Source organism: Roseateles sp. P2_H4, assembly GCF_056403315.1.
In genome coordinates this window covers 1-25,325 of sequence record NZ_JBFUFR010000016.1, presented here as the reverse complement: position 1 = coordinate 25,325, position 25,325 = coordinate 1, and the positions used below count along the sequence as shown (strand labels likewise).

Here is a 25,325-nt window from a genome sequence, read left to right as displayed (position 1 = left end):
GATGGTTCCTTAAGCGGCAAGCAGTTGCGTGATTTGAGTACGGGCGGCGGCCAGGCCTTGTTCGGCGGCAAAGGCCATGCCTTCAGCGTAGACGAACTCGACGTCGGTCATGCCCAGGAAGGCCAGCACGGTGCGCAGATAGGGCGTCATCTGGTCGCTGGGCTGGTCACGGTGGATGCCGCCGCGGCTGGTGACGATGAAGACCTTCTTGCCGGTCAGCAGGCCGACGGGGCCCTTCTCGCTGTACTTGAAGGTGACGCCGGCGCGGGCGACCGCGTCGATCCAGTTCTTGAACTGGGCCGTGACGTTGAAGTTGTACATGGGCACGCCGATGACGACGGTGTCGGCGGCTTGCAGCTCGGCGATCAGGGCGTCGTCCAGCGCGACGCGGGCGGCCTGCTCGGGCGTGCGCTGGTCGGCCGGCGTGAACAGGGCGCCGAGGGCGACTTCGTCGAGCACCGGCTGGGGCGTCAGCGTCAGGTCGCGCACGGTGACCGTGGCGGCGGCGTTGCCAGCACGCAGGCCGGCGGTCAGTTCATTGGCCAGGCGGGTGGAGACCGAGCCTTGGTCATCGGTGGCACGGCGGGCGCTGGCGTTGATTTGCAGGATGTTCATCTGGGGCTCCGAGAGGAGGGGTTGCGATGGGTTGAACTCTAGGAGTCGCCAATCAAGTCCAGAAGTCGTCGAATTGCATAAGATTGTTCCGCTGGTGGATCAATTAAGGTCAAACAATGGAATCCGATGCCGACGACCTGCTGCTGTTTGCCCGCGTCATGGAGGCCGGCAGCTTCAGCCGCGCCGCCGAGCGGGTGCACTGGCCCAAGAGCACCGTGTCGCGGCGCATCGGCGCGCTGGAGACCCGCCTGGGCGAGAAGCTGCTGCAGCGCACGACGCGCAAACTGACGCTGACCGACTTCGGCGCGGGCGTGCTGGAGCATGCCCGCACCGTCGCGTCCGAGGTGGATGGCGCGCTGGCCCTGGCCCTGCATCGCCAGCGCAAGCCCAGCGGCCGGCTGCGCGTGAGCATGCCGGCGGACTTCGCCCAGCAGGTGGCTGCCGGCATGCTGGCCGAATTCGCGCTGGCCTACCCCGAGGTGCAGCTGGAACTGGACCTGACGCCACGGCGCGTGGACCTGATCGGCGAGGGTTTCGACCTCGTCATCCGCATGGGCCAGCTGGACGAGGACAGCCAGCTCGCCGCGCGCAAGCTGGCGACGACGCATTGGGGCCTGTATGCCTCACCGGCCTACGTGGCCCGCGTCGGCGAACCGCTGCTGCCGCAGGCACTGGATTCGATGCACGGCTTGATGCTGCTGACCCGCACCGGCGAGTCCGTGCCCTGGCGGCTGCTGCGCGAGGGTGCCGAACCCTATCTGGCCCGGCCGGCCCAGCGCACGCTGGCCAACGCACCCAGCCTGCTGGCGCAACTGGCGGAGGGCGGCGTCGGCATCGCCGGCATCGACCGCCTCATCGTCAGGCAGGCGCTGGAACTGGGCCGCCTGCAGCGCTTGCTGCCGGACTGGCATCTGCCCGGCTCGAGCTGCTGGGCGGTGTTCCCGGAGCGGCGGCTGATGCCGCTGCGCACCCGGGTGTTTCTCGAAGCGATGTCAGCCCTGCTGGACACCTGCCCGGCGCCTGGCCCTTAGCGCCACGACCCCCAGGCCCAGCACGAACAGCGCGGCCACGTCGGGCTCGGGCACGGCCACGGCGAGCACCGCGGCGGCCAGTTGCTGGTGGGCCAGCGCGGTCGGGTGGATGCCGTCCCAGAACAGCGAGGTGTTGACGTCGCAGGCGTTGACGGCGGCACCGCAGGCGTGGGTCCAGTTGCTGAAACCCAGCTGTGCGGCGTTGCCCACCGCGGCCGTCATGAAGCCATACATGTCGAAGATCTGCGCGCCGCTGCCGGCCAGCGCGCCGTTGAGGGCGGCGTCCATGGCGAAGCTCAGCCCCGAGGCCTGGGCACTGACGCCCATGGCATTGGCCAACGGCGTGAGGCCGAAGTTGGGCGTGTTCAGCACCAGCACATGCTGGGCGCCGGCCAGCTTGAGGTTGCCGACGATGCCGGCCATGTCGGCGGCATAGCCGGCCACCGTGGCAGCGGCCGTCGCGTTGGGGTCGGCGCCCTTGCCGATGGCCTCGAGGGCCTCACGGATGTTGTTGCCGCCGCCGGCCACGACATAGAGGGCATTGGGGTCGGCAACGCCACCTGTGGCGCCGAAGTACATATTCAGCTGGGTCTTCATGCTGAACGGGAAGCCTTGCGGCGTCTCGGTGCCGTCCAGGCCGGTTTGGGCGCCACCGAAGGCGAAGTTGGAGCCGCCCGCCAACGAAGGCGTCAGCGGTGCAAGGCCCAGCGATTGGGCGAAGTACTGGGTCCAGACGGCGCCATTGGAATAGGTGCCGGCCGCCGAAGGCATCTTGCTGTAGTAGCTGTCACCGGTGATGTTGACGGGCTGGAGTTGGCCGGCCTGGGACAGCAGCAGGAAATTGTTGCCGCTGTCGGAGATGCTGTCACCGAAGACGACGAGCCTGGAATAGGGGGCGGCCGAGGCCGCGAATGCGGCGGCACAAAGACCAATGCCCGCAATGGTGCGGGCGAGCAGACGGATGGACATGGAGACTCCCTGATTTCGGCCGCAGGACTTCTAACGGCTCGAGCGCAGCATCCCTGCCCCTCGGCTCAGCGTCAACCCGTAGACGCCCGAGCCTGATATCAGTCCGTGTCGCTCTTGAAGGCGACTTCGACGGCCGCCTCTCGTGCTTTGCGGATGGGCGCGAAGCGCCATTGCTTCACGGCCTCGACGGCCGCCGTTCCCAGCCGCGAGTGGCTGGCCTTGATGACCGCGGCCTGCTGCACCGAGCCGTCGGGGCCGACCGTGAATTGCACCTGGGCAAAGCCATTGCGGAAGTTGCCCTGCTGCTGCATCTGGCGCGGGATGGCCGGTTCGACCTTGGCGAGCAGCTTCAGCGGCTCCTCGATCTCTTCCTCGGCCGGCTTGGGCGGCGGCTCGGCCGCGCGCGCGGCGGTGGCCAGCGGGGCGGCCGGCGCGGGCGTGGGTGCGGCCGAGGCCAGCACCACGGGCGTGCGATCGATCTCGGGTTCGGGCTCCGGTGCGGCCTGAGGCGCGGCGGCGATCGCGGTGGGGACAGCGGCGGCCGTGGCGGTCGGTGCGGCACTGGGTGCGGCCGACGGCGCGGGCCTGGGCGCTGCAGCCACGGGCGCGGGGGTGGGCTTGCGTGCGGGGGCCGGCGCCGGGGCCGGGGCCGCGGCAGGCTTGTCGCGGCTCGCGCCCTTGTCGGCGTTCAGCTTGATCCAGTGGAAGACCGCGTCGGCAGCCTTCTGTGCGCGCTCGAGGCTCTCGGCCTTGGGCGCTTCTTGTTGGGCGCTGGCAGTTTGAGCCAGCATCAGCAGGGCGCCCGCGATAGCGGGCAGGGCAAGCGCCAGGGCAGGGCGCGGTCCGAGTGTCATGACGGCTCCACAAAGACGTTCCGGCCGGTGGCCAATACCACCTCGGTCGAGGGGCGGACTCTAGTCAGAGTGTGGGATGGCGTCAGCGGGGTTTGTCCTCCATGCGACGCAATTAGAGGCCGCTCCCGGCAAAGCGTCACGCTTGACCGAGCAACGCGCGGCAGCGCTTCTCGTGCTGCTGGATCTCGGCCAGCGTGACTTCGATGTCATGGCGCTGCTGCTCGAGCTGATCGCGGTGCTGGGCCAGGATGGTGAGGAAGGCACGCAACTGGGGCGCGGCGCTGGCCTGGCTGTCGTACATGTCGACGAGCTGCTTGATCTCCTGCAGGGCCAGGCCCAGGCGCTTGCCGCGCAGCGTCAGCTTCAGCCGCGTGCGGTCGCGCGGCGTATAGATGCGGTTGCGGCCCTTGCGGCCGGGCTCCAGCAGGCCCATGTCCTCGTAGAAGCGGATGGCGCGCGGCGTGATGTCGAACTCGGCGGCGAGTTCGGTGATCGTGAAGGTCGGCTGCACTGCTTCGGTCGCGGCGGCGACAGGACGGCGAGGGGGCATGGCTACACTCAGTTGACGTAAACGTCAGTCTAAGTCGGCCATGGGCAATCCACGCGAATCCGAACTCCATTACCCCCTGGGCGATACCCTGCCCCAAGCCGGCGAGGCGCTGGACCTGGCGCCTGGCGTGCGCTGGGTGCGCATGGGCCTGCCCTTTGCGCTGGACCACATCAACCTGTGGCTGCTGCGCGATCGGCAGGACGGCCCTGAGGGTGAGATCCAGGGCTGGACCATCGTCGACTGCGGCATCGCCAGCGACGACACGCGCGCCAACTGGGAGCAGGTGTTTGCCGCTCATCTGGACGGTTTGCCGGTGCTGCGCGTCATCGCCACCCACTTCCACCCCGACCACCTCGGCCTGGCCCACTGGCTGACCGAGAAATGGGGCTGCAGGCTGTGGATGAGCGCGACCGACTTCAACCTGGCCCGCCTGGCCAGCAGTTCGACGGTGGGCATGGGGGGCGCGTCGGCCGCCGCCTTCTTCGGCAGCCATGGCCTGACCGACCCCGAGTCGCTGGAGAAGATCCGCGCCCGCGCCGACTACTACCCCAAGATGGTGCCGGTCGTGCCGTCCAGCTACCGCCGGCTGATGGATGGCAGCGTGGTCGACATCGGCGGGCGCAGCTGGCGCTGCATCGCCGGCTACGGTCATGCGCCCGAGCACATCAGCCTGTTCTGCGCGGAAGCCAAGCTGCTGATCAGCGGCGACATGGTGCTGCCACGCATCTCGACGAATGTCTCCGTCGTCGACGTCGAGCCCGAGGCCGACCCGCTGACGCTCTATCTGGACTCGCTCAAGCGCTACCTGGAACTGCCGGCCGACACGCTGGTGCTGCCCTCGCACGGCAAGCCCTTCACGGGCCTGCATGAGCGCATCGACCAACTGCAGGAGCACCATGTCGAGCGCCTCGCCGAGGTCGCCGCCGCCTGCCGCGCCGAGCCGACGCATGCGGCCGGCCTGCTGCCCGTGCTGTTCAAGCGCAAGCTCGACCTGCACCAGACCACCTTCGCGATGGGCGAGGCGATTGCGCACCTGCATGCGCTGTGGCTGAAGGGCGAGCTCAGGCGCGAACTGGGCGCCGACGGCGTCTACCGCTTCCTGCCCGCCTGACGCCGGCACAAAGAGAAACGCCGCCGACGAGGTGAATCGTGCGGCGGCGGTCCGGCTTAGCTCGGTACCTTCGCTCCCTCCGGACTGTGCCGGCTCTGGGGTACCTGTGTGACAGCGTCAGACGAAGTGTTGCGCTTTGTGAAGGCGGCAGGGTGACTGTCGCTCGGTAGTATTCACATGCAAACCATTGCGGCGGGTATCGGGGCTCCGGACGAGGGGCCTACTGGACCACGATGGATTCCTCGCGCAGCGCATCGCGCGAGCGCTCGAAGTCGGGCAGCACGGAGCGCACGGTGTCCCAGAAGGCCGGGCTGTGGTTCATCTCGCGCAGATGGGCCAGTTCGTGGGCAACGACGTAGTCGATGATGGCCGGCGCGAAATGGATGAGGCGCCAGTTGAGGCGGATGGAGCCGTCGGCGCTGGCGCTGCCCCAACGCGTCTGCGCCGAGGACAGGCGCAGCGTCTTCATCGACACGCCGAGCAGGTCGGCGAACTGGTGACAGCGCGGCAGGAAGTCTTCCTTCGCACGGGCCTGGAGCCAGGATTGGGCCAGGTCGCGGATCTGCTCGGCCGAGGCGCCGTGGGGCAGGGGCAGGCGCAGCTGGCGGGACGCGGCGTCCCAGACGACCTCGCGCTCGGCAGGGGCGATCACCAGGCTCAGGGCTTCGCCGAGGTAGGGCAGACGGCCGCCGTCCAGCCATTCGATGCGCGAGGCCTGGATGCGCTGCTGGCGTTCGCGCTGCTCGACGAGCTTGCGCAGGATCCACTCGCCCTTGTGATGCAGGGCGCGCTCGATCTCGGCCACCGGTACCCAGCGCGGCGCACTGACGCGCAGGCCCTGCGGCCCGACGACGAAGCCGATGCTGCGCCGGCGCGCCCGCTTGAGCTCGTAGCCGATGCGGTGCTGGCCCAGCAGCAGCTCGCGCCGCGCACGCGGTGCACCCGGCTCGGCCGGCGTGATTGCCGGCTCCACATCGAACAGCGACAGCTGGCTGTCCTGCAGGAGGGGGGCCGGGCGCTTGGCGGGCATGGGGCTCAGCGTTGGGTCGCAGACGCGTCGCCGGCGGCGCCGGCGGGCGAAGGGTGGTGGGTATAGGCCTCGGGGTCGAGGCGGCGCATCTCGCTCTCGATCCAGTCCTTGACCTCGCGCATCAGTTCGGCCGGCTCGCGGCCTTCGGGGCGGATCTGCCGGCCGATGGAGACGTCCACGACGCCGGGGCGCAGCAGGAAGCTCTTGCGCGGCCAGCAGCGCGCCGCCGTCACGGCAATGGGCACGACGGGCAGGCCGGCCTCGAGGGCCAGGCGGGTGCCGCCGGTCTTGTAGTCGCCCACCTCGCCGCGCGGGATGCGCGTGCCCTCCGGGAACATGATGACCCAGTTGCCCTGGCCGCCCAGGCGCTTGCCCTGGGCCAGCACCTTGTTCCAGGCCTCGGTGCGGCGGCCGCGGTCGATGTGGATCATGTCCATGCGCGCCATCGCCCAGCCGAAGAAGGGCACATAGAGCAGCTCGCGCTTGAACACATAGGCCAGCGGATGGCTGAGCAGCGCCGGGTAGGCAAAGGTCTCCCAGGTGCTCTGGTGCTTGGACAGCAGCACGACGCCGGCGCGGCGGTCCGACGCGGGCGGCAGGTTCTCCATGCCATGGATGCGCCAGCGGATGCCGCAGATCCAGCGTGCGCTCCAGATGGCGATCTTCAGCCAGTTGGCGCAGGCCCAATAGATGGGGTCGCCGCGGCGGAAGATGGACAGGATGAGCACGCCGGTCGCCCAGGGGATGACCGTCACGATGAGGACGATGACGAAGATCAGCGAGCGGATGGCGCTCAGCAAGGTGGACATCAGTTCAGGTCTCCGGCCTGGGTGTCGGGGGTCAAGACCTGGCCGCGCTGCTCGGCGACGCGGCGGCGCTCTTCCTGGACGATGGTTTCGGCAAAGCTCATCAGGTCGTCGTGCACACGGGCCTGGGGCACCTGCACCAGCAGGTTGGCGAGCTCCTCGGTGCTGAGGCTGCCAAAGGGGCCGGTCAGCACCAGATGCGGCATGCAGCCGGCGTTCTGGGCCGTCAGCAGGTCGGTCAGCGATGCACCGACCATATGGACAGACTTCAGCTCGACATCGAAGCGCTCGCCGATCTGCTGGATCAGCCCCGGCAGCGGCTTGCGGCAGTCGCAGCCTTCCTCGGGCGTGTGCGGGCAGAAGAAGGCGGCGTCGAGGCGCCCGCCCTTTTCGGCCAGCAGCTGGTTCAGGCGGATGTGCACGGCATTCAGCGAGGCCATGTCGAGCAGGCCGCGGCCGATGCCGGCCTGGTTGGTGGCCAGCACGGTATGCCAGCCGGCATGGTTGAGGCGGGCGACGGCCTCCAGCGCACCGGGCAGCGGGTCGAGTTCCTCGGGGGCCTTGACGTGATCGTCGCGGTAGCGATTGATCGTGCCGTCACGCCCGAGGATGACGAGCTTCATGCCGTGGGCGTGGTCGGCGCGCATGGAGCTCTTATGCGGCAAGGCGGGACAGGTCGGCGACCCGGTTCATGGCGGCGTGCAGGCGGCCCAGCAGCGCCAGGCGGTTGGCGCGCAAGGCCGGGTCTTCGGCGTTGACCATCACGCCGTCGAAGAAGGCGTCGACCGGGCCTCTGAGCGCCGCCAGGCGTTGCAGCGAGCCGGTGTAGTCATGCTGCTCGAACAGCAGGTCAGCAGCCGGCTGGACCTCGGCAATCGCCTGGGCCAGGGCCTGTTCGGCGGCTTCCTTCAGCAGGTCTTGGCTGAGGGCCGTTGGCAGCTCGCCTTCGACCTTCTTCAGGATGTTGCCGACGCGCTTGTTGGCAGCGGCCAGCGACGCGGCCTCGGCCAGCGCGGCGAAGGCACGCACGGCCACCAGGCGCTTGGGCACATCGCCAAGCCGCGTGGGGTTCAGGGCCAGCACGGCGTCCACTTCCTGGGCGCTGTAGCCCTGGTCGCGCAGATTGACGGCCAGGCGGTCGGCAAAGAAGGACAGCAGCGCTTCGCGTGGGTTGTCGATGAGCTCGCCGAAAGCCGGCACGGCGGCATCGACCAGCGCCGGCAGGTCCAGCGGCAGGTTCTTCTCGACCAGGATGCGGATGACGCCCAGCGCATGGCGGCGCAGCGCGAAGGGGTCCTTGTCGCCGGTGGGCAGTTGGCCGATGCCGAACAGGCCGACCAGCGTCTCCAGCTTGTCGGCCAGGGCCACGACGGTGCCGGTGTGGTTGCGCGGCAGCGCGTCGCCGGCGAAGCGCGGCTTGTAGTGGTCTTCAATCGCGATGGCGACGCCGTCGCGCAGGCCCTCGTGGCGGGCGTAGTAACCGCCCATGATGCCCTGCAGCTCGGGGAACTCGCCGACCATGTCGGTCAGCAGGTCGCATTTGGCGAGCTGCGCCGCCTGCTGCACCTTGCTGTCCAGCACCTTGAACTCGTCGTCGGCGTCGACGGTGTAGGGCAGGGTCGCCATGCTGAGCTGGTTGACGATGGCGTGGGCAATCGCCCGCACGCGCTCGGCGCGCTCACCCTGCGAGCCCAGCTTGCCGTGATAGACGACCTTGGCCAAGCCGGGCAGGCGGTCGGCGAGCTTCTTCTTGCGGTCCTGGTCGAAGAAAAACTTGGCATCGGCCAGGCGCGGGCGCACGACGCGCTCGTTGCCCTGCGTGACGGCGCTGGCGTCGGCCGGGGCGATGTTGCTCACCACCAGGAAGTGGCGCGTCAGCTTGCCATGCGAGTCCAGCAGCGGGAAGTACTTCTGGTTGGCCTTCATCGTCAGGATGAGGCATTCCTGCGGCACGGTGAGGAACTCGGCCTCGAAGGCGCAGGTCAGCACATTCGGGCGCTCGACCAGGGCGGTCACTTCGTCGAGCAGGGCTTCGTCGTCAATGGGCGTCAGGCTCAGCGCATCGGCGGCGCCCTTGAGCTGGCGCGAGATCTCGGCGCGGCGCTCGGCGACGCTGGCGATGACGGCGCCCTGGTCGCGCAACTGCGTCGCGTAGCTGTCGGCGGATTCGATGCTGACCGTGGCCTGGGCCGACTCGAAGCGGTGGCCGCTGGTCGTGCGGCCGGACGTCAGGCCCAGGGCCTGGACGGGCACGACGTCCGTGCCGTGCAGCGCGATCAGGCCGTGGGCCGGGCGCACGAACTTCACGTCGGTCCAGCCATCGGCGAGCTGGTAGCTCATGACCTTGGGGATGGGCAGCTTGGCGAGCGTCTCGTCCAGCGCCTTCTGCAAACCTTGAGCGAGCGTGGCGCCGGGTTGCAGGCTGTCCCAGAACAGCGCTTCAGCCTTGCCATCGGGTTGGCGCTTGAGTTGCGGCACGACCTCGGGACCGGCGCCGATGGAGGCCAGCTTCTTCAGCAGGGCCGGCGTGGCCTGGCCGTCGGCGGTCAATGCGACGGCGACGGGCATCAGCTTCTGCTGCACGGCCTTGTCGGCGGCCTTGCTGGCGACGCCGGTGACGTGCACGCCGAGACGGCGCGGCGACGCGAAGGACGTGACGGCGGCATCGGCGCCAGCCAGGCCTTGCGCCTTCAGGCTGTCGGCCAGCACGCCGGCGAAGGACTCGCCCAGCTTCTTCAGCGCCTTGGGAGGCAGCTCTTCGACAAACAGTTCAACGAGCAGATTCATCAAGCGGCCGCCTTCTTGCTGTTCTTCAGTTCGATCTGCGCGACGACTTCGTCAGCCCAGGCTTTGGGCGCCATCGGGAAACCGAGGCGCGCGCGGCTGTCGAGATAGCTCTGTGCCACGGCACGGGCCAGGTTGCGGATGCGGCCGATGTAGGCGGCACGCTCGGTGACCGAGATGGCGCCGCGGGCGTCCAGCAGGTTGAAGCTGTGGCCGGCCTTCAGCAACTGCTCGTAGGCGGGCAGGGCCAGTTGCTGCTCCATCAGGTGCTTGGACTGCTTTTCGTGCGCGGCAAAGGCGCCGAGCAGGAAGTCCACGTCGCTGTGCTCGAAGTTGTAGGTCGACTGCTCAACCTCGTTCTGGTGGAACACGTCGCCGTAAGTCAGACCGTCGGTGTAGACGAGGTCGTAGACCGATTCCTTGCCCTGCAGATACATGGCCAGGCGCTCCAGCCCGTAGGTGATCTCGCCGGTAATGGGCTTGCAGTCGATGCCGCCGACCTGCTGGAAGTAGGTGAACTGCGTCACTTCCATGCCGTTGAGCCAGACCTCCCAGCCCAGGCCCCAGCAGCCGAGCGTGGGGTTCTCCCAATCGTCCTCGACGAAGCGCACATCGTTCTTCTTCAGGTCGAAGCCCAGCGCCTCCAGCGAGCCGAGATAGAGCTCGAGGATGTTGGCCGGCGCGGGCTTCAACACGACCTGGTACTGGTAGTAGTGCTGCAGGCGATTCGGGTTGTCGCCGTAGCGGCCGTCCTTGGGGCGGCGGCTGGGCTGCACATAGCCGGCCTTCCAGGGCTCGGGGCCGAGGGCGCGCAGGAAGGTGGCGGTGTGGCTGGTGCCGGCGCCGACTTCCATGTCGTAGGGCTGCAGCAGGGCGCAGCCTTGTTGGGACCAATAGTCCTGAAGCGTCAGGATGATTTGCTGGAAGGTCAGCATGGGCTCGGGCAGAAGAGGGGTGGTCGATTCTATTGGGCCGCCCTCTGCAACCCGATCAGGGTAAGCAGGGCGACGGCCCAGAGGGGCCAGAGGCCCAGCGCCGCCAGCCAGCGGGCGTAGGGCGTGCTGCCGCTCCGGCCTTCGACCTCGGCCTCCAGCACGCCGCGCGCCAGGGCCGGCAGGCGCGCCGTGATGTGGCCTTGATGGTCGACGACGGCGGTGGCGCCGGTGTTGGTCGAGCGGGCGACGGGACGCTGGAATTCCAGCGCCCGCATCTGGGAGAACTGCAGATGCTGGTCCTGGATCATGACGGTGCCGAACCAGGCCAGGTTGCTGACGTTGACAAAGACGGTGGCCGCGTCAGGCCCGACGGCGCTTTGAACGACGTCCTCGCCGAACAGATCCTCGTAGCAGATCAGCGGCCGCAGGCGCTGGCCGGCGACAGCCCAGGGCCGCTGGTGGTCGCCACGGGCCTGGTCGTCCAGCGGGATGTTCATGGCGTGCACGAACCAGCCCAGGCCGGGCGGGATGAATTCGCCGAAGGGCAGCAGGTGGCGCTTGCCGTAGTGGTAGTCGCTGCCCAGGGCGACGACGGAGTTGACGAAGCCTTCGTCGGCATTGCCCAGGAAGGCGCCGAGCAGCGCCGGGTGGTCGGGGCGGGACAGGCGCACGAGCGTCGCGCGGTCCAGCTCGGCCAGCGGCAGGGGCACGACGGATTCGGGCGTGATGACGACCTGGCCGCGCGCCGATTCGATGAGCCGGGCCAGCACCTCCAGGTTGGTGGCGAAGCGGGCGGCGTCGAACTTCTGGTCCTGCGGGATGCTGGGCTGCACGAGGGACAGGGCCAAGCGCCCCGTGGAGGTCGTGAAGTCCTGCGGCAGCAGCAGGCCGGCCAAGGGGACGGCTATCGCGGCGGCGGCCCAGGCCGTGGCGCCGCGCTTGAGCAGCACGAGGCCCGTCGCCGCCAGTGCCGCCAGCGCGGAAATGCCGTAGACGCCCACCCAGGGCGCCCAGCCGGCCAGCGGGCCGACCGTGTGCGCATAGCCGGAGGCGATCCACGGGAAGCCGCTGAACCAGGTCGCCCTTGCCAGCTCGGCCAGCAGCCAGGCCGGCACCAAGGCCAGCAGCCGCCAGCGGCCCGCTGCGACCAGCCTGGCCGTCAGGCCCAGGGCCAACGCGTAATAGGCGCTCAGAATGGCCGCCAGCAGCGCCACCGCCAAGGCGGCCAGCAGCCAGGGGATGCCGCCGAACTGATGCATGCTGATGTGCAGCCACCACAGGCCCGAGGCGAACCAGCCGAAGCCGAACAGGGCGCCGACCCGCGCCGCCAGCCGGGGCGTGGCGCTCTCGAGGACGGCGAACAGCAGCGCCAGCGCGATGAGCTGCAGATACCAGGCCCCGGTGGGGGCGAAGGCGCAGGTGTGCAGCAGGCCCGCGACCAGCGCGATGGCCGCGGCTCTGGCGCCCTTCACGCTTCGGTCTCGTCTTCGGGTGCGCGCGTGACCTTGAACCAGCGCACGGCGCCGCCCCGGGTCAGCATGACGGCGAAGTTCAGGCCCGAAACCGTCACGACCTCGCCGCGGCGCGGCACGCGGCCGTGCTCATGGGCGACGAGACCGCCGATGGTGTCGAAGTCGTTGTCCGGCAAGGCCAGGCCGAAGCTGCCGTTGACGGCAGCGATGGTCGCGTCGCCGGCGATGCGCTGGCTGCCGTCGGCCAGCGTGTAGATGCCGGACTCGCCATCCTTGTCGTCGAACTCGTCCTCGATCTCGCCGACGATCTCCTCCAGCACGTCTTCGATGGTGATGAGGCCGGCGGTGTTGCCGAACTCGTCGATGACGATGGCCAGGTGGTTGCGGTTGGAACGGAAGTCGCGCAGCAGTTCGTTCAAGCCCTTGCTCTCGGGCACGAAAACAGGCGGGCGCAGCAAGGCGCGCAGATTCAGCTCCGGGGCACGCTGCATCTTCAGCAGGTCCTTGGCAAGCAGGATGCCCATGATGTTGTCGCGGCTGCCCTCAAAGACGGGGAAGCGCGAATGACCGCTGTCGATGACCAGGCCCAGCAGTTCGTCGTAGGGCGCGTCGATGTCCAGCAGGTCCATGCGCGGCGCGGCCACCATGGCGTCGCCGGCCGACAGCTCGGCCATGCGCAGCACGCCCTCCAGCATCTGGCGCGACTCGGGCTCGATCAGCTCGCGCTGCTCGGCGTCGGCCAGGGTATCGATCAGTTCGCTCTTGGAGTCGGGGCCGGGGTGCAGGAACTCCAGCATGCGCTCCAGCAGGCCACGGGCCTCGGGCGGGTGTTTGGCGGCCCCGCGAACTGGGGGCCTGCCTGAATGCGGTTCGCTCAAGGGGAGCTGTCAGGATATTGCGGAAGGGACAGAATAGCCGATTGGTTTGACAAGCCCCTTGTTTCGGGCCCCCTAGCCCCCATATCTGCTGCCTTCGAGAAAACGGTCCTCCATCATGTCCAAGCCCCAAGGCCTCATTCCCGCCACCATCCTGACCGGCTTCCTCGGCGCCGGCAAAACCACGCTGCTCAAGCGCGTGCTGACCGAGGCCCACGGCCAGAAGATCGCCGTCATCGAGAACGAGTTCGGCGAAGAGAACATCGACAACGACATCCTGGTGTCGGACACCAACGAGCAGATCATCCAGATGAACAATGGCTGCGTCTGCTGCACCATCCGCGAGGATCTGCGCACGACGCTGAGCGACCTGGCGGCCAAGCGCCGCAAGGGCGAGCTGGACTTCGAGCGCGTCGTCATCGAGACCACCGGCCTGGCCGACCCCGGCCCGGTCGCCCAGACCTTCTTCATGGACGACGAGATCGCCGAGAGCTATCTGCTGGACTCGGTGCTGACGCTGGTGGACGCCAAGCACGCCGACGAGCAGCTCAATTCCCGCCAGGAAGCCCGCATGCAGGTCGGTTTTGCCGACCAGATCTTCATCAGCAAGAGCGACCTGGCCGAGCCGGCGGCCGTCGAGGCCCTGGTGCACCGCATCAAGCACATGAACCCGCGGGCGCCCATCCAGACCGCCCATTTCGGCGAGGTGGCCCTGTCCAAGGTGTTCGACCTGCGCGGCTTCAATCTGAACGCCAAGCTGGAGATCGACCCCGATTTCCTCAAGGCGGACGACCATGGCCACCATCATCATGATCACGATCACCACGATCATGAACATGGCGAGCACTGCGACCACCCCCACCACCATGCCCACGACGACGACGTGAAGAGCTTCGTCTTCCGCTCGGACAAGCCCTTCAATCCGGCCAAGCTGGAGGATTTCCTTGGTGCCATCGTGCAGGTTTATGGCCCCAAGATGCTCAGATACAAGGGTGTCCTACACATGAAAGGCACGGAGAAGAAGGTCATCTTCCAGGGTGTCCATCAGATGATGGGCTCCGATCTCGGCCCGCGTTGGATGCCCGGCGAGAAAAAGCAGAGCAAGATGGTGTTCATTGGTATCGACCTGCCCAAAGAGGTTTTGATGCAAGGCTTGGAAGGCTGTTTGGCGTGATGTTTTTTTGTCCCCCGGAGCACCGTTTCCGGGGGGTGAGGACCGACGAATCCCTGTGGCTACAATCCGCCGCGCTCAAAATTGGGCAGCCGGCTGAAAAGCAGTGGGATCAAGGTCTGACACCGCGCCGATGCACGCCCTGAGCGAGGAGAAGACAGTGAGCAAGACCCCGGCCCCAAAAACCGCATCCAAGGGTGCAAAGAAGACCGATATCGGCGCCGACGTGGCGATGTTGGAAGCGCCCGCACCTGCGAATCGCTTTGCCGATCGCTTCGCCCCGCCAAAACCGCCCTCGCGCAGCGCCAACCAGGTCGACGAGGCCGCGCCGCGCGTGGCCGCCAAGGGCGACCCCAAGTTGGTGAACGCCTGGAAGAGCAAATCGGGCGCCGAGCTGAGTGACGCCGAGGTTCTGGCCATGCCGGACTCGGAGTACATGAATGCCAAGCAGATCGAGTTCTTCCGCGCCAAGCTCACCGAGCTGAAGGACGGCGTGTTGTCCAACGCGGGCGAGACGACCGAGCATCTGCGCGAGGACACGACCATCGTCCCCGATCCGGCCGACCGCGCCACGATCGAGGAAGAGCACGCCCTGGAACTGCGCACCCGCGACCGCGAGCGCAAGCTTCTCAAGAAGATCGTGCAATCCATCGCACGTTTGGACAGTGGCGAGTACGGCTATTGCGACGAGACTGGCGAACCCATCGGCCTCGGCCGACTGATCGCCCGCCCGACCGCCACGCTGTCGCTCGAAGCGCAGCAGCGCCGCGAGCTCAAGCAAAAGATGTTCGGGGACTGATACCCTAGCCAAGTGACCATGTCCGAATCCAAGCCCGCAGACCCGAAGGAAGGCGACAGCTTCTTCCGCAAGGTTGCGCGCTTCGTGGCCAACCCCACGACGGACTGGTCCGAGATCAATTCGCGCCAGGACGACCCCGAGGGCGACCTCGCCAAGGCCGAACTGCGCGCGATGGTGGAGCGCAAGCGCCGCAATGACTTCGTGCGCAAGCGCGAGCTCGACATGCTGCGCCGCATCCGCCGCGAGGGCCTGACGCCCGAGCAGCTCGCAGCCCTGGCGGCGTCGCCGTCGCGACTGGGCGACGACGAGCGCATCAGCGAGCCCAACTCCAAGATCGATCTCGGCGTGAAGGCCAAGATCGACGAGATCGAGCAGCAGATGGTGGGCGAGAGCTTTGCGACGACGCAGGCCGTGCCCAAGCAGCAGCCCGGTTTTTTCGACACCAGCACGCGGCCCGTGGCCTTCTCGTCCACCGTGGCCGCGCCGCCGCCTGCCGATGGCGGCCGCGTCAGCGAGTTCTCCACGGCACGCGAGGTGGAGCGGCTGCAGGCCCCGACGCCACCCGCCGCGGTGACCATGGGCGCGGCCATCCCGCCGCTGTCCGACTCGCCGCCCAGCCGCCTGCCCGACCTGCCGCCGCTGGACATGCCGCTGTCCTTCACGCTGGCCGAGTCCACGCCCGATGTCGAGGTGCAGGAGGTCGTGCACGACCCCGAGCTCGATGAGGCCGTCATCGCCTTCGCCAACGCCGACTACGAGAACAGCGAGCGCGCGCTGACCGAACTGGTGCGCCCGGGCGGCAGCCGCAATCTGCACGGCGAAACCTGGCTGGTGCTGTTCGACCACTACCGCGCCACCGGTGCCCAGGGCAAGTTCGAGGCGCTGGCCGTCGAGTACGCCCAGCAGTTCGGCCTGTCGGCGCCGCAGTGGTTCTCCATGCCCAAGCTGGTGGCCGAATCGACGCGCCAGGCCAACCGCTCGCCCATGGCCAAGGCCAGCCAGGTGAGCTGGACGGCGCCCTCGACGGTGAGGGCCGAGGACGTGGCCCTGCTGCAAAAGCGCAGCGAGACCCTGCCCATGCCCTGGGTCTTCGACTGGGGCACGCTGGAAGACATCGAGATCGAGGCGGCCATCCAGATGCGCCAGCTGTTCCGCGCCTGGGCCCAGCAGCAGGTCGACCAGCGCTGGGTGGGGGGCGACCGCTTCCTGAACCAGCTCAAGGAACTGGCCCCGGTCGGCGAGCGCGACACCGACCCGGCAATGTGGATGCTGCGCCTGGAAGCCCTGCGCCTGGCCAACCGGCCCGACCAGTTCGACGAGGCCGCCATCGACTACTGCGTGACCTACGAGGTCTCGCCACCGTCGTGGGAGCGCGCCAAATGCCGCGTGCGCATCGGCGGCGAAGGCTCGTCGACGAACAGCCCGGCCACGAGCACGATGCAGAGCGAGGCGCAGTCGACCTTCCTCGACACCAGCGTCTCCGAGGTCAGCCTGGCCATGCTCGAGCTGATGGGCCAGATGAGCGGCGACATTTCCGACAACCTGCGCGCGCTGTCCGGCGAGGTCGGAGACGCGAGCATCATCAACATCTCCTGCACCAAGCTGATCCGCCTGGACTTCATGGCCGCCGGCGATCTGCTGAACTGGGTGCTGCAGCGCCGCAGCGAGAACCGCATGGTCGTCTTCAACGACGCCCACCGGCTCGTCGCGCTGTTCTTCGGCGCCATGGGGATCAACGAGCACGCCAAGGTGAAGGTCAGAATCAACTGACCGGCCTTGCGAAACTCGGGCCGGACCTCAACTGGAACGGCTATGTCTTCTGATTCCTCTTCCGCCGTCTATCACGGCACCACCATCGTTTCCGTGCGTCGCCAGACACCCACCGGCTGGCAGGTCGCCATCGGTGGCGACGGCCAGGTGACGCTGGGCAACACCATCGTCAAGGCCAGCGCGCGCAAGGTGCGCAAGCTCTATCGCGACCAGGTCCTGGCAGGCTTTGCCGGTGCGACGTCCGACGCCTTCACGCTGTTCGAGCGCTTCGAAGCCAAGCTCGAGAAGCACCAGGGGCATCTCGTGCGCGCCGCCGTCGAGCTGACGCGCGACTGGCGCACCGACCGCGTGCTGCGCCGCCTGGAAGCCATGCTGGCCGTGGCCGACAAGACGGCCTCCCTCATCATCACCGGCAATGGCGACGTGCTGGAGCCCGAGCAGGGCATCGTCGCCATCGGCTCCGGCGGCGCCTATGCCCAGGCCGCGGCCAAGGCGCTGCTGGCGCACACCGAGTTGAGCGCCGCGGACATCGTCAAGAAGTCGCTGGAGATCGCCGGCGAGATCTGCATCTACACCAACCAGAACCACACGCTGGAGGTTCTGGAATGAGTTCCATGACGCCACAAGAGATCGTCTCTGAGCTGGACCGCCACATCGTCGGCCAGAACGCTGCCAAGCGCGCCGTCGCCATCGCGATGCGCAACCGCTGGCGCCGCCAGCAGGTCGACGAGAAGCTGCGCGGCGAGATCACGCCCAAGAACATCCTGATGATCGGGCCGACCGGCGTCGGCAAGACCGAGATTGCACGCCGCCTGGCCCGGCTGGCTGGCGCGCCCTTCATCAAGGTCGAGGCCACCAAGTTCACCGAGGTGGGCTATGTCGGCAAGGACGTGGACTCGATCGTGCGCGATCTCGTCGAAGTCGCCGTCAAGCAGGAGCGCGAGGTGGCCATGCGCCGCTGCCAGACCCGCGCCGAGGATGCTGCGGAGGACCGCATCCTTGGCGTGCTGCTGCCCGGCACTGACGCCGACAACGCCACGCGCCAGACCATGCGCAAGCGCCTGCGTGAAGGCCAGCTCGACGACAGGGACATCGAGCTCGACCTGCTTGCCCCCAAGCCGACGATGGAAGTGCTGGGCCCCTTCGGCAACCAGCCGGGCATGGAGGACATGGCCGAGCAACTCAAGGGCATGTTCAGCCAGTTCGGCGGCAACCAGAAGAAGACGCGCAAGCTCAAGATCGCCGAGGCGATGAAGCTGCTGGTCGACGAAGAGGCGGCCAAGCTCGTCAACGAGGAAGAGATCCGCGCGGCGGCGCTGACCAATGCCCAGGAGATGGGCATCGTCTTCATCGACGAGATCGACAAGGTCGCCTCGCGCAATGAGCACGGCGGCGCGGAGGTGTCGCGCCAGGGCGTGCAGCGCGACCTGCTGCCCCTGGTGGAGGGCACGACGGTGTCGACCAAGTACGGCATGGTGCGGACCGATCACATCCTCTTCATCGCCAGCGGTGCCTTCCATCTCGCCAAGCCCAGCGACCTCATCCCCGAACTGCAGGGCCGCCTGCCCATCCGCGTCGAGCTGGATTCGCTGTCCGTGGCCGACTTCGAGGCCATCCTGACGAGCACCCACGCCAGCCTGGTCAAGCAGTACCAGGCCTTGCTGGCCACCGAAGGCGTCACGCTGGACCTGCAGCCCGGTGCCATCCGCCGCCTGGCCGAGATCGCCTTCGAGGTCAACGAGCGCACCGAGAACATCGGTGCACGGCGCCTGGCGACGGTGATGGAGAGGCTGCTCGACGAGATCAGCTTCGATGCGCCGCACAACGCGGGTCAGACGGTGACGATCGACGCGGCGGCGGTGAACGCCAAGCTGGAGGCGTTGGCGGCGAACGAAGACCTGTCGCGCTTCATTCTTTAGGGATTGGGATTACCGAGTGACTGCCGTGGAACCGGCTTTGCCGGGCCACTGGCAGTGCCTCCTTGAGGGGGCGGCCGTTAGGCCGTAGGGGGTGGGCTAATGCGGCAGCGCCTGGCCGCTGCCCACCCAGCGCAGCAGTTGCATCAGCGTGGACGCCTGCGTCTTGCCGAGCAGGTTGCGCACATGGCTGCGCAGCGTCGACAGGCACAGGCCGAGATGAGTCGCGGCGATCTCGACCGTCATGCCGTCGCCCAGCAGCATCAGCACATGGCGTTCGGTGGCGCTGAGCCGGCTGTGGCGCGCCAGCGCGTCGATGCGGGCGGCCTGGGTCAGGGCGGGCTGGTCGAGGTGGATGACCAGCAGGACGGCCTCCATCGGCCAGCCGGTGCTGGCGGTGAAATCTTCGGGCAGGGGCATGCAGTGCAGCCAGCCGGTGCTGATCTGCGGTGCAAACCAAAGGCCGACATGGGAGGCCGAGCCCGYCTGGGCCAGGCGCAGTGGCGATTCCAGCCGCTGGGCGTCGAGCTGGCCGACCTGCATCAGGTGGTCGGCGCTCACGTCGACGCGCCGGTCACGCAGCAAGCCCTCGGCACTGCGATTGCGGAACAGCAGGCGCCGGTCCGGCCGCACGACCAACATCGGCTGGGGCAGGGCGGCCAGCACCTGGCAGGTGTTGACCGGCGGCGTGTAGCCCGCCTGAATGCGAGGATTGGTGGTGTTGGTTTGAAGGGCGGTCAGCATGAAGATCTCCCCGAGCAGTGGCGATGACAGCGGTTGATTTGCTGACAAGTTTGATGGCCCAGCCCCGCTCACACATCATCTACACGGCCCGGCCAAATGGCCCGGTCGTCGCCATCGCGAGGCCGTGGCGCTGCCGCTGGAAGAAAGCGTCATGCCCGTGAAAGAGGCGGCTCGGTTGTGAGGGTTTGTGAGCATGGCTTGCCACTAAGGCCTATCCCAAAGCCCAATGCCGGATCGGGTTGGAGAAGCCCATTGCTCGCTAACATCGGCTCGAACCTTCTGCGCCCCATGAGAGTCCTGCTCGTCGACGACCACACCTTGTTCAGGGAGGGCATTGCCCTGCTGCTGCGCCCCCTCGTGCAGCCTTTGGAAACCTGGGAAGCCGGCAGCTGCGAGGAGGCCGTCGCTGTGATCGCGGAGCGTGGCGCCGCCGATCTCGTGCTCATCGATCTCGGCCTGCCGGGCGCCTCGGGCCTGGAGGGCGTGCGGCAGTTGCGCGAGGCCCATCCGGAGATGCCGGTGGTCGTCATGTCGTCGGCCGACGACAAGGACACCGTCCTCGCGGCCCTGGATGCTGGCGCCATGGGCTTCATCCCCAAGAGCTCGACGTCGGCCGTCATGATCGGCGCGCTCAAGCTCATCCTCGCCAAGGGCATCTATCTGCCGCCGAGCGTCTTCCTCGCGGCGCGCAACCCGGCCCCGGCCACGCCGCCGGCCACGATGATGACGACGCCTTCGGCCGCCGTCACGCCCATGCTCAGCGCCTCGCCAGCGGGGCCCGAATCCCCGGCGGCGGGCATAGCGCCGCGCCGCCCTGCCGATCTGGGCCTCACACCCCGCCAGGCCGAAGTGCTGCATCTGCTGCTGCAGGGCAAGCCCGCCAAGCTGATCGGCCGCGAGCTCGACCTGTCGCTCAGCACCGTGAAGGCCCACACCTCGGCCGTGCTGCGGGCCCTGAACGTCACCACCCGCACCCAGGCCATCGTGGCTGCGGGCCGCATCGGCCTGCGTTTCGACGCCTAGCCTCAGGCCGTTTCCAGCGAGTCCTTGAGTGCCATCAGCAGGCGCTGAAGCCCAACCGGCTTGTGCAACAGGCCGGCGCCCAGGGCCGTAGCCTCGGCCACCAGGCGGGTATCCGTATTGGCAGTCACCACCAGCGCGGGGATCTCCTCGTCGTAGTGGGCGCGCAGCCGGCGGATCACGTCCAGGCCGTCGCCCGAGGCGCCGAGCTGGAAGTCGGTCAGGATGAGGTCGGGCGTGCGCAGATGGGCCTGCAACTGCGTCAGCGCGTCGTCGCCGCTGGACGCGATCACCACGTGGCAACCTGCGCCCAGCAGGCCGTCCCGCACGGCCTCGCGGTTGGTGGCTTCATCGTCGATGACGACGATGAAATTCCCTTCCAGCGCCTGCGGCGGCGAGTCCATGGTGCTGTTGGTGGCATGCGGCGCCATGGTGCCGGCCGCCAGCGGCAACGTCACCTTGAACACCGAGCCCCGCCCCTCGCGGCTCTGCACGGCGATCGAATAGCCCAGCATGTGCACGCAGCGCTGCACGATGGACAGGCCCAGCCCCAGGCCCTTCTCCTGGCCGGTGCCGGGCGCGCCGATGCGGAAGAACTCCTCGAAGATGGCCTCGCGGTGCTCTTCCGCGATGCCCGGCCCGGTGTCCCAGATCTGCAGTTCGCACTGCTCGCCGCGGCGCCGGCAGCCAACCAGCACGCCACCGCTGCGCGTGTAGCGGATGGCGTTGGCGAGCAGGTTGCCGACGATGCGCTCCAGCAGCGTCGCGTCGCCGCGTACTACCCAGCGGCCGTGCCGCAATCGCAGGCTGAGCCCCTTCTCCTGGGCCTGCGGCAACCAGGTCTCGACGGCGCGCTCCAGCAGCCAGCCCAGGTCCACGTCCTCGATGTGGGGATGCACGGCGCCGGCGTCGAGTTTTGAAATGTCCAGCAGGTTGCCGAACAGGTTTTCCATCGTGGTGACCGAGGACTGCACCTTGTCGGCGAGGTCGATCTGCGCCGGGTCGGCCAGGCGGGTGCGCAGCACACCGATCAGCAGGCTGATGGAATGCATGGGCTGGCGCAGGTCGTGGCTGGCCGCGGCCAGGAAGCGGGTCTTGGCGGTGTTGGCGCGTTCGGCTTCTTCCTTGCGCAGGGACAGCTCGTCGAGCTGGGTCATCAGGCGCTGGTTCAGCAGGTCGATCTCGTGGGCGCGGTCTTCGAGCACGTCGCGGGCGTCGGACAGCTCTTGTGTGCGTTCGGCGACCTTGGCTTCGAGGCTGGCGTAAAACTCGCGCAGCCGCCGAGTCAACTGATTCAGATCGACCGCCAGATCCTCGACCTCATCGCGCCTCCTCGAAGCATAGGGTGCCACCACCTCGGCATCGAGCTGGCCGGACACGATCCGGGCTGTGGCCTGCTTCAGTGCCACGATGGGTGCCGCCATGCTGCGTGCAAACAGCAGGCCGATCACTGCTGTCGCGCCCCCGCCAACGAGCATAAGCAGCAGGGTGCGAGCCAGCGTAGCGAATGCAGGCTCCAGTGCTTCTCGGCGCTGTTGCTCCATGAACACCAGCCAGCCCGTGTCTGGTACTGCAGCGGCTGACACAATGACCGGTCGCCCCGCAGAGCCTGTGCTGGCAAAACCGGACAGACGGGCTCCAGTCTTCAATGCGTCGCGGGCCATTCGAACTGGCTCAGTCTGCGCTAGATTGACGCGATGCAACACTTCCGTTGGGTGAGTATGAGCAACTAGATGCCCGCCTTCATCCACGATGTAGGCCTGCCCGCTGTTTGTCGTGCCCATGCGACTGACGATCTCGCCAAGCAGGCGCAAGTCGACCAAGCCGATGATTGCTCCCGCGCCATCAAAGGCCGAGATCCGCAACTGGGGTGCTTGACCAGCTGAGAAGAATGTCCGGCCGTGCCGCACCGGTTCGCGCTCGGAGACGATGGCGAGATCGGGCTCCTCGATGCGCCGGTCCGAGTCCTGACGCACAGGCTCGCTGCGTGACACCCAGATGCGTTCTTTGCCGTCGGCATCGACGGCCTGCAGCTCAACGATGGCGGGTACCAGTTGCATCAGCCGATAGAACTCCTCACGACGCTGTCGAGGGCCAAAGTCCGGTTGGCCCCAGGGCATCTTGGCAACGTCTCGCAACCCAGCTTCGATGGTTTCCAAGTACACACGAATCTCGCGCGCGGCGCTCTCCGCCTGCACCGCCTGAATCTGGGTGATGTGCTCGCGCGATTCGCGATAGCTGAAGACCATTTCGATAGCGCCTGACGCCAGCAGCATCAGCAAGGTCAAGCCACAAAGTCGCAGCGCGTAACGACGCGCCAGTGGCGACAACCAGCGCGGAGCGTCGAGGTCGGTATTCATGGGCGGATCACTACGTCTGCACGGCGGATCACGTCAGCATCCAATGGTGGCAGTCTTCGATCTGCGGAGATGCGCACGGCCAACTGATAGCGCTGAGGCGTTTGGATCGGAATGGATTCGGCGGGCTCACCATAGGCAATCCTGGCTGCAAGGTCGACCAGGGCTGGCATGGCGAAGCGCTTGTCTTGCGCGTAGGACAGATGTGCCCCGATGTGAATGTCTGGCGTATGGGCGACCATTACAGGCTTCCCCTGCGCTGCGAGATGACGCACCAGTCTGCCGTCTACGCTCAGTAGCGTTCGCGGCAGGCACCAGGCCTGGATGTGTCGCGCTTGAGGCGAGTCGATGCTGCGCAAAGCTTCTTCCACCGACTCGACTTGCACCAGCGACAGCTCCACCCCGCGTTCCAGCGCCATTGACTGCAGGCGGTTTGTGCCATCGCCTACACCTTGCCACCAGTACTGGTCGGCAATCAAGCCCACGTGTCGCAAGGTTGGGTAAGCGTCCAGCAAGACCTCGATCCGCTTGGCGTCCATTTCGTCGTCGATCCACAAGCCGGTGGCACGCTCATTTCGACTGGTCAAACTAGAGACGACACCGAGTTTGCGTGGGTCGGTGTACGACGAAAAAACAAGGCTGATCTCAGGTGCAAAGCGGTGCGCGAGCTCGGCCTGAAATCCGTTGCGCGCCACTATCAGGGCTGGTCGCTGTAGTGCCGCTCGTTGCAGTTCACGGATGTACTCATCGTCGGCGTCAACGGCGACCAGCGCGTTCCACTGAATTCGCGCCGCCAATTGTGGATGCCGGCTAGTCAGCTCCTGTCGAAACGCCTGAAAGAACGAATAGTCAGGCTCGCCGGCACTGCCCATGAGGAGAATCGGAAAACGCGCCTCGCCGTCTGACGGGCTTCGCAATACGGACAAGCCCGCGCAGATCGAAACCACCACAAACGCAGCAAGGACTAGTACCAAAGTTCTATTGCTTGGCCTCCTCATCGCTGACATCCTAGCCATCCTCTCGTATGGAGAGTAAACACAATTTTGTGGAGGTCTAGAACATGGCTGAGAGCTATTGCTGGATGAAACTCAAGGACGTGCAGGCCGATTTGGTGGGGCCGTTCGCTCGCCTGGCGGAATTGGCAACGGAACCGTCTGGAACCAGCTCCAATCAATATGCGTTTGCGACGATCGCCAACGTCCCCACGCCGCCCACGCCGAGTCCAACAGCGTCTGTTGGTGTGCTGGGCCAGTGCCCTTGTTGTTCGCCTGATAGCAATGGCTCCACTGCCTGGGCTTGCCGCTTTGCAGATCCTGCGCCATCGCCACTCCTTGGCGCGCTCGCAAATGTGTCGGGGGCGACCGGATGGCGGCTCGAAGGACCTTCACGTCGAGGGCAGACAAACGATCCTGACCACTCGTTGACGCTGTCCAAGCAATTCGCTTCCCGTGCCGATGCGTTGGCATGGCTGGCCAGCACTGCAACCGACGAAGGCGTTGATTGGACCAACGACGCGATGGGGCTTTGGCTGATCGGGCACATCACCTGACTAGCCCACCGGTTGGTTTTCACGCCTGCAAACATCGACCTCGATCGTGTCGCGGGCGTTAGCTATTTCTGGGGCTTAGTTGCTGGGCCGCGTTTTCTGTGTAGCCGTCCCGAATCCTCAGAGTCCCATCGCCAATAGCACCCCCGTCCCCGCCCGCCGACTCCGGCACCACCTGCGCCTGAAACACCGCGTCGCCATCCGCCGAGAAGCTGAACGCGTCGAACCAGGCTGCCCCACCGCTGGCCGAATAGCTCGCGTGCCTTGGCGAGGGCGCACGATGCCGGGCCGGTCCTCGCGCGGCATCCCCAAGACTGGTGAGCCGCTTGCGCCGCTGGCTCACGAGAATCGACGCATGACGCCGAAGAAGTCCCGCGAGCTGATCCGCCTGCGCGAGCTGTGTGCATTGGGCCTGCCCACACCTCTCGTCATGCCGACGCTGCTCGCGGAGCTGCACGCCTTCGTGCCGTCCAGCCGCAACCTGTTCGACTGGTGTGACGGCGATGGCGCCCTGACGCGCTACTGCATCGAGGGGCCGGTGGATGAGGCCGTCGCCAGGCTCTATTTCGACGAGTTCCACAACAAGCGCGAGGCCGAGGCCATGCCCTCCTTCGCCCAGGCACTCGGCTCCGGAGCCGTGCTCAACAGCGCCACGCAGCTGGACACGGCGCGCTTCCTCGGCTCGGCCCTGTATGCCGAGATCTGGCGGCCCCAGGGCTTCCGCTACCGCGTCGAGCTCATCGTGCGCTCGCGCGGCGGCCAGCCCCTGGGCTCATTGGTGCTCTACCGCGGGCCGGGTGAGCCCTGCTTCACGGCCGCCGAAGAGACCCGGCTGCTGTCGCTGCTGCCCCACCTGGCCCAGGCCCTGTCGCGCGACGTCGCGCCGCGCTGCGAGCCCGAGCGCTGGGAGGCCGCGCCAGAGCCCGCCGAGGTGCTGCTGCTGGACGAGGCGGGCCGCCTGGGCCACGCC

24 protein-coding genes are annotated in these 25,325 nt (G+C 67.3%); 10 read left to right on the top strand and 14 right to left on the bottom strand.

Annotated features, from left to right (window positions below):
- Positions 1–9: 9 nt before the first annotated feature.
- Positions 10–615 (bottom strand): FMN-dependent NADH-azoreductase, encoded by a 606-nt coding sequence (locus tag AC1DW3_RS13600; protein WP_477931853.1) that lies wholly within the window; start codon positions 613–615, stop codon positions 10–12.
- Positions 616–731: 116 nt separating this feature from the next.
- Between AC1DW3_RS13600 and AC1DW3_RS13595 the strand changes: the two genes are divergently transcribed.
- Complete coding sequence (locus tag AC1DW3_RS13595; protein WP_477931852.1) at positions 732–1,646, top strand: LysR family transcriptional regulator; 915 nt, start codon at positions 732–734, stop codon at positions 1,644–1,646.
- Here AC1DW3_RS13595 and AC1DW3_RS13590 read toward each other — a convergent pair.
- The 3 genes from AC1DW3_RS13590 to AC1DW3_RS13580 form a co-directional block, all read right to left on the bottom strand.
- Positions 1,608–2,615, bottom strand: coding sequence for an SGNH/GDSL hydrolase family protein (locus AC1DW3_RS13590; protein WP_477931851.1), 1,008 nt, complete (start codon positions 2,613–2,615; stop codon positions 1,608–1,610). The genes AC1DW3_RS13595 and AC1DW3_RS13590 overlap by 39 nt on opposite strands.
- A 98-nt stretch (positions 2,616–2,713) precedes the next feature.
- Complete coding sequence (locus tag AC1DW3_RS13585; RefSeq protein ID WP_477931850.1) at positions 2,714–3,469, bottom strand: TonB family protein; 756 nt, start codon at positions 3,467–3,469, stop codon at positions 2,714–2,716.
- 136 nt (positions 3,470–3,605) lie between these two features.
- The gene (locus AC1DW3_RS13580) at positions 3,606–4,019 is read right to left on the bottom strand and encodes a MerR family transcriptional regulator (RefSeq protein ID WP_477931849.1); all 414 of its coding nucleotides are present in this window, start codon (positions 4,017–4,019) and stop codon (positions 3,606–3,608) included.
- Positions 4,020–4,059: 40 nt separating this feature from the next.
- Here AC1DW3_RS13580 and AC1DW3_RS13575 point away from each other — a divergent pair, with 40 nt between their 5' ends.
- Positions 4,060–5,130, top strand: coding sequence for an MBL fold metallo-hydrolase (locus AC1DW3_RS13575; protein ID WP_477931848.1), 1,071 nt, complete (start codon positions 4,060–4,062; stop codon positions 5,128–5,130).
- A gap of 220 nt (positions 5,131–5,350) precedes the next feature.
- Here AC1DW3_RS13575 and AC1DW3_RS13570 read toward each other — a convergent pair whose 3' ends face one another.
- Genes AC1DW3_RS13570 through AC1DW3_RS13540 form a run of 7 tightly spaced genes read right to left on the bottom strand, consistent with a single transcriptional unit; the run spans position 5,351 to position 13,035 of the window.
- Complete coding sequence (locus AC1DW3_RS13570) at positions 5,351–6,160, bottom strand: M48 family metallopeptidase (RefSeq protein WP_477931847.1); 810 nt, start codon at positions 6,158–6,160, stop codon at positions 5,351–5,353.
- Between the two features lie 5 nt (positions 6,161–6,165).
- Positions 6,166–6,969, bottom strand: coding sequence for a lysophospholipid acyltransferase family protein (locus tag AC1DW3_RS13565; protein WP_477931846.1), 804 nt, complete (start codon positions 6,967–6,969; stop codon positions 6,166–6,168).
- Positions 6,969–7,613, bottom strand: coding sequence for a D-glycero-beta-D-manno-heptose 1,7-bisphosphate 7-phosphatase (gene gmhB, locus AC1DW3_RS13560; protein ID WP_477931845.1), 645 nt, complete (start codon positions 7,611–7,613; stop codon positions 6,969–6,971). Before gmhB ends, AC1DW3_RS13565 begins: the two co-directional genes overlap by 1 nt.
- A gap of 7 nt (positions 7,614–7,620) precedes the next feature.
- On the bottom strand, positions 7,621–9,753 hold the full coding sequence (glyS, locus tag AC1DW3_RS13555; RefSeq protein WP_477931844.1) for a glycine--tRNA ligase subunit beta: 2,133 nt from the start codon (positions 9,751–9,753) through the stop codon (positions 7,621–7,623).
- A complete protein-coding gene (glyQ, locus tag AC1DW3_RS13550) occupies positions 9,753–10,685 on the bottom strand; it encodes a glycine--tRNA ligase subunit alpha (RefSeq protein WP_477931843.1) in 933 nt (310 codons plus the stop codon). The genes glyS and glyQ overlap by 1 nt, the downstream gene beginning before the upstream one ends.
- Before the next feature lie 29 nt (positions 10,686–10,714).
- A complete protein-coding gene (gene lnt / locus AC1DW3_RS13545; protein ID WP_477931842.1) occupies positions 10,715–12,157 on the bottom strand; it encodes an apolipoprotein N-acyltransferase in 1,443 nt (480 codons plus the stop codon).
- On the bottom strand, positions 12,154–13,035 hold the full coding sequence (locus tag AC1DW3_RS13540; RefSeq protein WP_477931841.1) for an HlyC/CorC family transporter: 882 nt from the start codon (positions 13,033–13,035) through the stop codon (positions 12,154–12,156). The genes lnt and AC1DW3_RS13540 overlap by 4 nt, the downstream gene beginning before the upstream one ends.
- Positions 13,036–13,150: 115 nt before the next feature.
- Between AC1DW3_RS13540 and AC1DW3_RS13535 the strand changes: the two genes are divergently transcribed.
- The 5 genes from AC1DW3_RS13535 to hslU all read left to right on the top strand — a co-directional run bounded on the left by AC1DW3_RS13535 (position 13,151) and on the right by hslU (position 18,691).
- Positions 13,151–14,206 (top strand): CobW family GTP-binding protein, encoded by a 1,056-nt coding sequence (locus AC1DW3_RS13535; protein ID WP_477931840.1) that lies wholly within the window; start codon positions 13,151–13,153, stop codon positions 14,204–14,206.
- Positions 14,207–14,336: 130 nt separating this feature from the next.
- Entirely contained in the window at positions 14,337–15,002 is a 666-nt protein-coding gene (gene dksA, locus AC1DW3_RS13530; protein ID WP_477931839.1) for an RNA polymerase-binding protein DksA, read from the top strand.
- An 18-nt stretch (positions 15,003–15,020) separates the two neighbouring features.
- Positions 15,021–16,772: a hypothetical protein gene (locus AC1DW3_RS13525; RefSeq protein WP_477931838.1), complete on the top strand. Its 1,752-nt coding sequence runs from the start codon at positions 15,021–15,023 to the stop codon at positions 16,770–16,772.
- A 42-nt stretch (positions 16,773–16,814) separates the two neighbouring features.
- Positions 16,815–17,381 carry an ATP-dependent protease subunit HslV gene (hslV, locus tag AC1DW3_RS13520; protein WP_477931837.1) on the top strand — a complete coding sequence of 189 codons (567 nt, stop codon included), beginning with the start codon at positions 16,815–16,817 and terminating at the stop codon, positions 17,379–17,381.
- On the top strand, positions 17,378–18,691 hold the full coding sequence (gene hslU / locus AC1DW3_RS13515) for an ATP-dependent protease ATPase subunit HslU (protein ID WP_477931836.1): 1,314 nt from the start codon (positions 17,378–17,380) through the stop codon (positions 18,689–18,691). The genes hslV and hslU overlap by 4 nt, the downstream gene beginning before the upstream one ends.
- Before the next feature lie 96 nt (positions 18,692–18,787).
- Here hslU and AC1DW3_RS13510 read toward each other — a convergent pair whose 3' ends face one another.
- Positions 18,788–19,432: a helix-turn-helix transcriptional regulator gene (locus AC1DW3_RS13510; protein WP_477931835.1), complete on the bottom strand. Its 645-nt coding sequence runs from the start codon at positions 19,430–19,432 to the stop codon at positions 18,788–18,790.
- 288 nt (positions 19,433–19,720) lie between these two features.
- Here AC1DW3_RS13510 and AC1DW3_RS13505 point away from each other — a divergent pair, with 288 nt between their 5' ends.
- Positions 19,721–20,455, top strand: a complete 735-nt coding sequence (locus AC1DW3_RS13505) for a response regulator (protein ID WP_477931834.1) — start codon at positions 19,721–19,723, stop codon at positions 20,453–20,455.
- 2 nt (positions 20,456–20,457) lie between these two features.
- Here AC1DW3_RS13505 and AC1DW3_RS13500 read toward each other — a convergent pair whose 3' ends face one another.
- The gene (locus tag AC1DW3_RS13500) at positions 20,458–22,812 is read right to left on the bottom strand and encodes a hybrid sensor histidine kinase/response regulator (RefSeq protein ID WP_477931833.1); all 2,355 of its coding nucleotides are present in this window, start codon (positions 22,810–22,812) and stop codon (positions 20,458–20,460) included.
- Positions 22,809–23,759 carry an ABC transporter substrate binding protein gene (locus tag AC1DW3_RS13495; RefSeq protein WP_477931832.1) on the bottom strand — a complete coding sequence of 317 codons (951 nt, stop codon included), beginning with the start codon at positions 23,757–23,759 and terminating at the stop codon, positions 22,809–22,811. The genes AC1DW3_RS13500 and AC1DW3_RS13495 overlap by 4 nt, the downstream gene beginning before the upstream one ends.
- 131 nt (positions 23,760–23,890) lie before the next feature.
- Here AC1DW3_RS13495 and AC1DW3_RS13490 point away from each other — a divergent pair, with 131 nt between their 5' ends.
- Together AC1DW3_RS13490 and AC1DW3_RS13485 are read left to right on the top strand one after the other, a co-directional pair.
- Positions 23,891–24,358, top strand: a complete 468-nt coding sequence (locus AC1DW3_RS13490; protein WP_477931831.1) for a hypothetical protein — start codon at positions 23,891–23,893, stop codon at positions 24,356–24,358.
- A gap of 352 nt (positions 24,359–24,710) precedes the next feature.
- Positions 24,711–25,325: hypothetical protein (locus AC1DW3_RS13485; protein WP_477931830.1), on the top strand; the 615-nt coding region annotated here is incomplete at its 3' end.